Source organism: Aeromonas sp. HMWF015 (assembly GCF_963878965.1).
Taxonomy (GTDB): domain Bacteria; phylum Pseudomonadota; class Gammaproteobacteria; order Enterobacterales; family Aeromonadaceae; genus Aeromonas; species Aeromonas veronii.
The window spans coordinates 1-11,296 of sequence record NZ_CAWNZT010000384.1; the positions used below are offsets into that span (position 1 = coordinate 1).

Here is an 11,296-nt window from a genome sequence, read left to right on the forward strand (position 1 = left end):
TGATTGCACGGTTAGCCAAACCACCTATGGGAAGTTTGCACGGTTCGAAGAGTAAAAGCGGCTTTCCAGGCACCGGACGGTGTTATGGTCGGTTCAAAATATGTTCAAAACTCACCTAAAAAGCGGTTTTGAATGCGTGTAGTAGCATCGCGTTGATTCATATGGGAAGGCTGCACGATCGAGAATGGACTATGTGGGAACGCTGCACGATAGCAGAAACCCGTGAGCGGCCTCTCAATATGCTGTTTTAGTTACTTTTACCCCAAGCGGCCCCCGAAAAGCCACTAACATATTGAAGATAATAGATTATTTACATTCTGCATCGGCAAGTAAGCCGGTTCGGCAAACAATAAAAAGCCCGGGTTCATCCCGGGCTTTTTATTGTGCGTTTTTCGTCCGCAAACCTAGAGGCGACGCAGGCACCACATGAAGTAAGCGCCCCCTAACAGGGTGGAGACCAGACCGACCGGCACCTCCTGCGGGAAGAGGATCTGCTGACCGACCCAGTCAGCCGATACCATCAACAGGGCGCCGGAAGCGGCGGCCCCAAGCAGGTGCCAGCGTGCCCGCACCAACCCCATCAGCTTGGCCATGTGTGGCGCCAGCAGACCGACGAACGAGAGCGGCCCCACCACCAGGGTGGCGCTGGCAGTGAGCACGGCCACCAGCAGCAGGATGGCGAGCTGGGCACGGTTGAGGCGAATGCCGAGTGCGGTGGCTACCGCCGCCCCCATTGGCAGCAGATCAAGCCAACGGCTCACCAACAGGCAGGCGGCCAGCATCAACAGCGCCAGCCCCACCAGCCCATAGGCCACCGGCAGAGTGACGTAATAGGTGGAGCCGGACATCCAGGAGAGCAGTTGCTGCACCCGCATGTCACCGTTGGCCAGCGCAATGGCCTGCAGCGGCTCAAACAGTGCCGTGATGGCGATGCCGGAGAGCAGGATCCGCTCCGGCTGGAAGCCCTGCTTGCGATTGACCAGCACCAGCAGCAAGAGACAAGCGAAGGCCCCGATCAGGCCGCCCAGCAGCATTATGGGCAACGGCAAAGCTGGCAGCAGTAAGGCCGTCGTTATCACCCCCATAAAAGTGCCGCCGCTCACCCCCAGCAACTCCGGGCTCGCCATCGGGTTGTTGCTGACCCGCTGCAACAGGGTGCCCGCCAGCGCCAGCAGCACGCCAGCCGCCCCCGCAGCCAGAGTGCGCGGCAGCCGCCACTCCAGCTGGGCCTGCCAGCTTGGCCAGCTCCAGCCCGCCATTCCCTGCCCCAACAGCAGGGAGGCGACCACGGCCAGCAGCAGCCCGACCAGCAACAGGCCAATAAGGCGAGCCGGAGCCGGATGGCGAGCCACCAGCAGGCCGGCGTTTGCCTTAGGCGTACCCGACTTGAAACCCAGGCGCGGGATCAGCCAGAGCAGCAGCGGCGCCCCCAGCAGGGCGGTCATGGCGCCGGTGGGGATCAAGACTGGCCAGAAGCGGCTCAGGCTCTGCAGCAACAGATCGGTCGCTGCCAGCAGCAGGGCGCCGAGGATCGGTGCCCACAACAGCCGCTGGCCGAGCTGGCGGATCCCGAGCAGCCGCACCATGGCGGGTGCGGCCAGCCCGATAAAGCCGATCAGCCCCACCATGCTCACCACGCAAGCGGTGACAAACACCGCCAGCCCAAGTCCGGCAAAACGCAGATGCTGAAGGGAGACCCCCAGACTGCGGGCGCTGGCATCATCCAGCTCCAGCACCGCCAGCGGGCGCACCAGTACTGCGGCCAGCAAAGCGGCTGCCAGCAGGCGGGGTAACAGGTAACTCACCCCGCTCCAGCTGTTCTGCACTAGCGAGCCACTGCCCCACACCAGCAAACCTTTCAGCTCCTCCTGAAAGAACAGCAAGAGCCCCATGCTGATGGCCGCCAGATAGAGGTTGATCACCAGCCCGGCAAAGACGATGACCACCGGATTGAGCTGACGACGCCAGGCCAGGGCAAACACCAGTGCCATCGCGAGGCTGCCACCGGCCATGGCGATCCACTCCCGCCCCAGCAACAGCCAGGAGGGGGCAAACAGGGTCACCATCATCAACGCCAGTTGGGCGCCGGAGGCTACCCCCAAGGTGGTCGGTGATGCGAGCGGGTTGCGCAGCACCTGCTGCATCAGGGTACCCGCCAGCCCGAGCGCCGCCCCGGCCAGCAGGGTGACCGCCAAGCGGGGCAGCCAGCTGAAATGCACCACCGCTTGGCTGACGTCATTCAGATTGGGGGCGAAGAGGCTCTGCCACCAGAGCGCACCGGGCAGCTGGCGAGCCAGCTCCCAATACGCGAGCAAGAGGGTCAACCCCAGCAGGATCGAGACCGGCCGCAGCAGCGGCGATGTGAGCAGTTGCTTCATCGACCAGCCTCCATACGCTCGGCATCTTGCAACAATGCATCGCTGAGCAGACCGGCGAAACAGCGGGCGGCCAATACGCCGCCAAAACTCCATACCGCAGGCAGATGCAGCACAGGCGCCTGCCGTACCTGCGGCAGATGCTGCCACAACCCAGGCTCCTGCAGCCGTTCGCTCACCCCTACCGGGATGGGATCGACCACCACCAGCCGCGCGGTTGGCAAGGTCATAAACTGCTCGATGCTGACCACCGAGAAACCCCAGTCATTGGTCTGCTCCTGCCAGCCATTACGCAGCCCAAGCCGCGTCATCACCGCATCGAACAGGCTGTGGCGACCAAATACCCGCACATGGCGCTCATCGATAAACTGCACCACCAGCAGGGGCGGCAGATCCGCAGGCAATCCGGCCTGCATACTGGCGAGATCCCGATCCAGCCCGGCCAGCAGCCGTTCGCCCTCGGCGGTTTTGCCCACCATACGGGCGAGGGTCAGGGTCACCTCGTGCAGTCTCTGCCACAGATCGGTTTGCCCATCATAGAGGGCGATGGTGCTCACCGGCGCGATGCGGGAAAGAGTTGGCGCCAGCGGGGCCGCCAGCGGCGAGATGAGGATGCGGTCGGGTTTGAGCTCTGCCAGCAGCTCACGGTTGGGCTGGGTGCGCAGGCCGATATCCACCACTACGGCGGGTAGCCGTGGCTCGCCGACCCATGCCTGATAGGGGCCTGCATCCCCAACGGCCAGCGGCGTCACCCCGAGTGCCAGCAGGGTCTCAGCAATGGTCCAGTCGACGGTGGCGATACGGGGTAGCGCGCTGGTGGCCTCGTTTGTTGCGGATGATTGTGCAGCCTGCAACGGGAGCGCCAGCAGCAGGCTGACGAGACAAGGGGCCATCTTCAATAAAAGGTTCAAGGATGCCCCCGGTCAGACGATGGCGATGGGATGAGCATGAGCCGGGTGGCGAATGACCTCCATCGGGATGCCATAGATGGCGTGCAGGGTCTCGCTGGTCATGAGCCCCTCAGGTTCACCGTGGGTGAGCAGGCGGCCGGAGTGGAGCGCCACCAGCCGATCACAGAAGCGGGAGGCCATATTGATGTCGTGAATGACGATGATGACCCCAAGGTTGAGCTGACGGCTCAACTGCTTGACGAGCGTCAGCACCTCCACCTGATGGGCCACATCCAGCGCGGCCAGCGGCTCGTCCAGCAGGATGAAGCGGCTCTCCTGCGCCAGCAGCATCGCCAGCCAGACCCTGCCCCGCTCGCCGCCGGAGAGGGTATCCACCAGCCGATCGGCAAAGCGTTCGGTATGGGTAAGAGCGATGGCCCGATCGACCTGACGGTGATCCTCTGCCCCCATCCGGCCCAGTAGGCCACGCCAGGGGTAGCGGCCCATCTCCACCAGCTCCCGCCCGAGCAGATTCTCGGCGCTCGGCAGATGCTGGGGCAGATAGGCCACCTGACGGGCAAACTCCCGGTTGCCCCAGTCGGGCAGCGGCTTGCCATCGAACAGGATCTCGCCGTCGCTGAGGGGTTGCTGGCGTGCCAGCAGCTTGAGCAGGGTCGATTTGCCCGACCCATTGTGGCCGATGAGGCCATAGACCTGTCCCTGCTCGAAACGCAGGTCGGTGGGGTGCAGCAGCGTGCGGTCATTGACCGTGAAGCTGGCTGATTTCATCTCGAACATAAGCAATTCCTGTGCTGGCTTGCCGCCAGTCTCATCGGTGCCAGCATCAAGCCGGCACCTCGCAATCCAGGTGGGCAATCGCATCACGGCTCACTTCGGCGCGGCGCGCCCCGGTCAGTTCGGTGAGCTGGCCCTGACGCATCTCCAGCAGACGATCGGCTAGCGGGAAGTAGTGATCATCGTGACTGATAGCAATCACCGTCTTGCCCATCTCCTTGAGGCGAGGCAGCAGCACCTGATAGAAGATGCGGCGGAACTGGGGATCCTGATCCGCAGCCCACTCGTCAAACAGCATCACCTCGCGCTGCTCGGCCAGCGCCAGCAGCAGGGCGACCCGCTTGCGCTGCCCTTGGGAGAGATCGATATCGGCGATAAAGCCATCCTCGATGGTGAGCTTGCTGCCCATCTGCAACCGCTCCAGCCACTCGGCCACCAGCTCATCCTTGGGTTCCGGCCCCAGCAGGTGCTGGAACAGGTGATAGTCGGTAAAGATGGCGGAGAAGAGCGCCAGATAGCCATTGCGATCGGTGACCGGCTCACCATCCAGCAGGATCCGGCCCGATACAGGCTGGTAGAGGCCGGTCAACAGCATGGCCAGGGTCGACTTGCCGGATCCATTGCCACCGATGATGAAGTTCTGCTCCCCCTTTTCGATGACCAGATCGATGGGGCCAACGGCAAAGCCGCCCTCCCCCTGATAGTGAAAGCTCACCTGCTCCAGCTCGATACGCTGCCAGTGGCGGATGGCGGGCGGCAGCGGGAAGTCCGCATCCGGCTCGGCCAGATTGAGGGTAGCGATCTTGTCGAACGCCACCTGAGCGGCAAGCAGGGTCGGCAGGGCGCCAATCCCCTGCAACAGCGGAGTGCGCAAGAACAGCAAGGTCAGCGCAAAGGTAGCAGCCACATTGGTGTTGGCCCAGCCAAGGCCGTTGGCCAGAAAAAAGACCAGACCGATGGCCCCCAGCATCATGATATTCGACCAGTTCACCGCGCTAAGGTGATAGGTGTCGGCGCGGATGATCTGCTGGCGGTAGTCACGGGCATTTTGCTCATAGAGCTGGTGGTAAACGAAGTGAGCCCGCTCGCGGTTGAGCGCCAGCTCCTTGCTGCCAGCGATGATGGCCTGATAGTTCTGATAGAGCCGATCTTCGGCCTGACGCATGTGGGAGAGATGGCGATAAACACGGTTCACCAGCAACCAGCCCACCACCATGGCGACGGTGACCCAGAGTGCGGTCACCCCGAGTAATGCAGGAGAGAGCCAGCCAAGATAGAGGGCAGAACCCAGCGTGAGCACCAGCCCCTGCACCAGCTCAGGCAGGCGCACGAAGGCGATGGTGATCTGGCCGATATCGCTGGAGAGGGAGGCCAGCAGTGGCCCCTGACCAATCTGGCGGATGCGGGCGACATCGGTATCCAGCAGTTGCTTGAGCAGACGGCCGCGCAACCGGTAGACAAAATGGTGACCGAGAGTGGTCAGGGCCAGCTGAGATCCGAGTGTGATCACCAGCAGCAGCACAATCAGGCCGACCAGCTGACCTAGGATCGGCAGCGGAGCACCTATAGATTCGATAAGAGACTGATTGATAAAAGCAATGACGCCAATCCCGCTGACGGCACAGAGCAGACTGAGCAGAGTAATGGTGATAAAGGGCCAACGATATTGGCGATAAACCAGAGACAAGAGTTCCATAACGGACCGGTATTCCAGAGAGATCAGAACAACTGCAGGTGAAAAGAAGGGCGGGAACCCGGTTCCCGCCCGACTTCGATTACCAGCGGTAGTTGATGCTGCCCACTACGCTGCGCGGCTCGCCGTAGTAGCAGTAATAGTCACAACTGGCCACGTAGGTTTCACCCAGCAGGTTGTTGACGTTGAGCTGGGCACGCCAGTTCTTGGCAAAGTCATACCCGATCATCGCATCCCAGACGGTATGGGCTGGCACCTCGGCAGAGCCGTAGATGGGGGTATAGTCCGCATTCACGGCGCCAATACCCACGCTGGAACCGATATAACGCACACCGGTACCCAGCTCCAGACCCGAAGCCACCCCTTGCTGCACCTTGTAGTTACCCCAGAAGGAGGCCTGGTGGCGCGGGATCAGACTGGCACGGCGATCGCCACTGCCGGTGTCGTTGGTTTTGGCATCGGTGTAGGTATAAGCAGCGGTCAGACGCAGCGCATCTGTCACCTGCACGCTCCCTTCCAGCTCAACCCCCTGAGAGGTCACTTCACCCGCCTGGGTCTGCTGGCCGGAACCGGTAGAGACCAGCGAGTTGGTCTGGGCCAGATCGAACAGCGCCAGATTGATGTAACCGTCGAGGAAGGCAGGCGCATACTTAACGCCGGTCTCGTAGAGCTTGCCCTTGAGCGGCTTGTAGGAGTTTCGGGTGTTAGGATCGATCCCCGGCAGCACCTCGAACGACTCGGCATAGGCAAAGTAGGGAGAGAGGCCGTTGTCAGCCAGATACATCAGGCTGCCCGAGAGGGATAGCTCGTGATCGTACTGGCGCTCGTCCTTGCTGGTATTGGTATTGTGGGTCTCCACATAGTCAAAACGGCCACCGGCAGTCAACAACCAGCGATCGTCCCAGCGGATCTGGTGCTGGGCATAGAGGCCGCTCTGGCCCTTGCTGCTCTTCTGGTGAGTGGCGGTCGACTCGTCAAAACCGGGGAAGCCGCTGTAATCTGGGTTCATGGTATTGATGGTGCCCATACCGTAGTTGTCGGCCTCGACCCCTTCATTGACGTGACGCTGCAGATCTACCCCCAGCAGCAAGGTCTGCTCGGTGCTGTCGGTGTTCCAGTAGCCCACCATCTGGTTATCCATGGTGGCACTCTTGGTATTGCCATCACGGTAAACCAGGCCACGACTGGCAGTTGTGCCTTCATAGGTCGGGAAGATATAGGTCTGGCGCAGCAGCAGATCGTTATAGTTGAAACGGACGTTCTGCTTGAACTCCCAGGTCTGGTTGAGCTGGTGGGCCAGCTCGTAACCGGTGGAGATCTGGGTATTGCGGTTGCGATCGTAATCCGGCTGGCTCAGGTTGGTAGAGGGATCAATCTGGCCACCTGATGTATTCAGGGTGCCATAGACCGGGAAGAAGCCGTTGGTCGGGACCCCTTCGTCGTGCAGGAAGCTGGCCAGCAGGGTCAGGCTGGTACGATCCGAAAGATCGAAGGTGACGCTCGGCGCCAGATAAACGCGATCGTTGTAGGTGCCGGTAAGCACACCATCACGCTCTTTATAAAGAGCAACCATGCGGTAGCGGCTGTTGTCGGAGAGCGCGTCAGAGACATCCACCCCGACCTGACGATGATCCCGGCTGCCAAGCTGCAGATCTACCTGCCCTTGCGGCGTGGCGGTCGGCCGCTTGCTGATGGCATTGATCACCCCGCCCGGAGGCGCCTCACCGTAAAGGATCGAGGCTGGCCCCTTCAGCACTTCCACACTCTCCAGACCGAACGGTTCCGGCGTCCAGACGTAATAGCCGGTGCCAAACAACCGGTTGCCATCCAGATAAGAGGCGGCATCGAAGCCACGCACCTTGAACCAGTCGGTGTTGTTGTCGGAACCATAGAGACCGGTCAATACGCCGGAACGGTAGCGAATAGCTTCATCCAGCTGCAACACGGCGTGCTGATCCAGCTCCTCGCGATTAACCACGGAGACGGCGCGAGGGGTCTCGGCCATCGGCACTTCCACCTTCATGGCCGTACCGGTCACCACCATGGTTTCGCTGGCTTTGGGCAGCTCAGCGGTGGTTTGTTCGGCCATCAGCGGCAGGGAGACGAGCAAACCGGAGAGCGAAAGCACGCCGAAGGCGCCCTTCTTGCCGGGTCCTGTAGTGTATTTTTGCGCAATCATATTAAAGTCTCGTTTATCAATGAGTTATGTTGTTTTAATTGTTATTTGTGGTCGTTTGTCACGACATCACCCTGTTCCATGGGCGAATAAAGCAGCGCAATCCTACTACAGGAGCCGTGATCGAATCGATTCAATAATTGCTAATCATTTGCATCTACATTGTTATCTAGCTGCATCGTTGGCAGGATTTCGCGGGAGATGGGAGCCATCAGGAGAGCTATGAGCGGAGAAGAAAATGGAGAGGAATATAAAGAAGCAGAAAAAAGATCGGCAGGATGGATCCGGTGGCATTATCTGACTGGATCCATTATCCCCAAGCTTTATCCATATTTATCCACACCCTTTGGCGGTAGAATCCGGCTTTCCGTTTCTTTGTCTGAAATCAGGATCCATTCCATGGCCAAACTCAATCTCGTCGTCGGCTCCATGCTGGGCGCCGCCGAATATGTCGCAGACCACGTCGCCAACCTGCTGGAACAGGCTGGCCACCAGACCCGGATCCACAACCCGGCCAAGCTGGCAGAGGTACTGGATGATGCGGGATCCATCCTGCTGGTGGTCACTTCCACCCATGGTGCCGGTGATGTACCCGACAACCTGCAACCCTTCGCCAAGGATCTTGCCGAGCAGAATCCGGATCTTAATTCATTGAAATATGGCGTGATCGCCCTTGGCGACAGCAGTTATGACACCTTTTGCCAGGGTGGCAAGACACTGGATCGACTGTTGGCCGAGTGCGGTGCTAGCCGGATCGGCGAGCGGCTCGACATTGATGTGACCCAACACGAGATCCCCGAAGATGCCGCAGAAGTGTGGATCCGCGACTGGATGACGATGATCGCCTGATCTGCATGCGGGAGATCCTGAAAAAAAGCTTGATCTCCCCACTTATCCCCAGATCGACTATCCACCATGTTATTAACAGATTGATCCGGGGGAGTTGTTCTACAAGGTTACCCACAACGCACAGGGTTAATGTGCATAACTACGGTGTAAAGCTCTGCAAAACCTATAGTTATCCATGTATTAGATCCAGACCGACAGACCTCTGTGTATAAAAGTCCTGGTTATCCCCTCGTTCACTGGGCCAGGATCCAAGCTTTTCCACAAGCTAGGATCGTCCTTAAATTAATGATCTTTATGATCAAAAAGTGCTTATCAACAGAAAGGGCGGATCCTAATAAGAGATCCAGTAAAAGATCGATCTAAAGATCCTTAAGATCTAATTAGTGGATCCTCCCTTCATACTGAACGTTAAGTAGACGTTCCCCTCAGGACGCGAAACAGATAGAATGTTCCGCCCTTTAGCCCAGGCAAATAAAGATCTTCAGGCGTGCAGATCAAGGTGATCCCAATGCAATACCATGAACAATTTGATGTGATCGTCGTCGGTGGCGGTCATGCCGGAACCGAAGCAGCAACAGCGGCAGCCCGTATGGGCATGAACACCCTGTTGCTGACCCACAATATCGATACGCTGGGACACATGTCCTGTAATCCGGCGATCGGCGGGATCGGCAAGGGACACCTGGTCAGGGAAGTTGACGCACTTGGCGGGATCATGGCGCGTGCCATCGATCTTGGCGGGATCCAGTTCCGCACCCTCAACTCCTCCAAGGGCCCGGCAGTGCGAGCCACTCGTGCCCAGGCGGATCGCCTGCTCTACAAGGCCGTCGTTCGCCAGATGCTGGAGAACTACCCGAACCTGAAGATCTTCCAGCAGGCTTGTGACGATCTGATCATGGACGGGGATCGTGTTGCCGGTGTAGTCACCCAGAGCGGGATCCGCATCAGCGGCAAGACTGTGGTGCTGACGGTCGGTACCTTCCTGAATGGTTTGATCCACATCGGGATGGAAAACTACAAGGGCGGCCGAGCCGGGGATCCTCCCTCGATCGCCCTAGCCCAACGCCTGCGTGAACTGCCGCTGCGCATCGATCGTCTCAAGACCGGTACGCCGCCGCGCATCGATGCCCGCAGCGTCGATTTCTCCGTCATGCAGGAACAGCACGGCGACGATCCGCGTCCGGTCTTCTCGTTTATCGGCGATGCCAGCCAGCATCCCCGTCAGGTGCCCTGCTACGTCACCCACACCAACGAGCGTACCCACGAGGTGATCCGCAATAACCTGGATCGCAGCCCCATGTACGCCGGGGTGATCGAGGGGATCGGCCCGCGCTACTGCCCGTCGATCGAGGACAAGATCACCCGTTTCGCCGACAAGACGGCGCACCAGATCTTCGTCGAGCCGGAAGGCCTTACCACCCACGAACTCTATCCGAACGGGATCTCCACCAGCCTGCCGTTTGACGTGCAGGTGCAGATCGTCCGTTCCGTGCGCGGCTTCGAGAACGCCCACATCACCCGTCCAGGCTATGCCATCGAATATGATTTCTTCGATCCGCGGGATCTCAAAGCCAACATGGAGAGCAAGTGCATTCCAAACCTGTTCTTCGCCGGCCAGATCAACGGCACGACCGGTTACGAAGAGGCGGCGGCACAAGGCCTGATGGCCGGTTTGAACGCGGCCTTGCGTGCCCAGGACAAGGATCCCTGGAACCCGCGTCGGGATCAGGCCTACATGGGCGTGATGATGGACGATCTCTCCACCCTGGGGACCCGCGAGCCTTACCGCATGTTCACCAGCCGCGCCGAATATCGCCTGCTGCTGCGGGAAGACAACGCCGATATCCGCCTGACCGCCATCGGTCGCGATCTGGGTCTGGTGGATGACGAGCGCTGGAGCAAGTTCAACGCCAAGATGGAACAGGTCGAGCTGGAGCGTCAGCGCATGCGTTCAACCTGGATCCACCCGCAACATCCGTCACTGGAAGCGGTCAACGCCCTGGTCAACACCCCGCTGACCCGCGAACAGAGTCTGGAAGAGCTGCTGCGTCGCCCCGAGGTGACCTATGATGCGCTGATGGCCATCGAAGGGGTCGGCCCTTCCGTGACTGATCCTGCCGCGGCCGAACAGGTTGAGATCCAGATCAAGTACGCCGGTTACATCGAGCGTCAGCACGATGAAGTGGAAAAGCAGCTGCGCAACGAGAACACCCTGCTGCCGCTGGATCTGGACTATCGCGAGGTGAACGGCCTCTCCAACGAGGTGAAAGCCAAGCTGAACGATGCCAAACCGCAGACCATTGGTCAGGCTTCCCGTATCTCCGGCATCACCCCGGCGGCCATCTCCATCCTGCTGGTTCACCTGAAAAAACACGGCCTGCTGCGTAAAACCGCCTGAGGAATCCCATGTTGGAAAGACTGAACGGCCTGCTCAAGCAGGCCGAAATTGTTATCACCGATACCCAAAAGAGCCAACTGGTGCAGTTGGTCGAGTTGCTGCACAAGTGGAACAAGGCTT

General features: G+C 59.8%; 7 protein-coding genes and 1 pseudogene. 3 read left to right on the plus strand and 5 right to left on the minus strand.

Translation table 11 applies throughout. The features are described from left to right. Positions 1–404: 404 nt before the first annotated feature. The 5 genes from fhuB to AACS18_RS19810 form a co-directional block, all read right to left on the minus strand. On the minus strand, positions 405–2,378 hold the full coding sequence (fhuB, locus tag AACS18_RS19790; protein ID WP_108613097.1) for a Fe(3+)-hydroxamate ABC transporter permease FhuB: 1,974 nt from the start codon (positions 2,376–2,378) through the stop codon (positions 405–407). Beyond that, on the minus strand, positions 2,375–3,268 hold the full coding sequence (locus AACS18_RS19795) for an ABC transporter substrate-binding protein (RefSeq protein WP_108613100.1): 894 nt from the start codon (positions 3,266–3,268) through the stop codon (positions 2,375–2,377). Before AACS18_RS19795 ends, fhuB begins: the two co-directional genes overlap by 4 nt. A 30-nt stretch (positions 3,269–3,298) precedes the next feature. Beyond that, on the minus strand, positions 3,299–4,063 hold the full coding sequence (locus tag AACS18_RS19800) for an ATP-binding cassette domain-containing protein (protein ID WP_076494161.1): 765 nt from the start codon (positions 4,061–4,063) through the stop codon (positions 3,299–3,301). Positions 4,064–4,109: 46 nt separating this feature from the next. Further along, positions 4,110–5,756 carry a multidrug ABC transporter permease/ATP-binding protein gene (locus tag AACS18_RS19805; protein WP_108613098.1) on the minus strand — a complete coding sequence of 549 codons (1,647 nt, stop codon included), beginning with the start codon at positions 5,754–5,756 and terminating at the stop codon, positions 4,110–4,112. Between the two features lie 79 nt (positions 5,757–5,835). After that, complete coding sequence (locus AACS18_RS19810; protein WP_108613099.1) at positions 5,836–7,932, minus strand: TonB-dependent siderophore receptor; 2,097 nt, start codon at positions 7,930–7,932, stop codon at positions 5,836–5,838. A 396-nt stretch (positions 7,933–8,328) separates the two neighbouring features. Between AACS18_RS19810 and mioC the strand changes: the two genes are divergently transcribed. The 3 genes and pseudogenes from mioC to AACS18_RS19825 form a co-directional block, all read left to right on the plus strand. Then, positions 8,329–8,778, plus strand: a complete 450-nt coding sequence (mioC, locus tag AACS18_RS19815) for an FMN-binding protein MioC (RefSeq protein ID WP_181363335.1) — start codon at positions 8,329–8,331, stop codon at positions 8,776–8,778. Between the two features lie 508 nt (positions 8,779–9,286). Continuing rightward, positions 9,287–11,176: a tRNA uridine-5-carboxymethylaminomethyl(34) synthesis enzyme MnmG gene (gene mnmG, locus AACS18_RS19820; protein ID WP_108613102.1), complete on the plus strand. Its 1,890-nt coding sequence runs from the start codon at positions 9,287–9,289 to the stop codon at positions 11,174–11,176. Between the two features lie 8 nt (positions 11,177–11,184). Next, a pseudogene (locus AACS18_RS19825) lies at positions 11,185–11,296 on the plus strand (16S rRNA (guanine(527)-N(7))-methyltransferase RsmG); the annotation flags it as partial.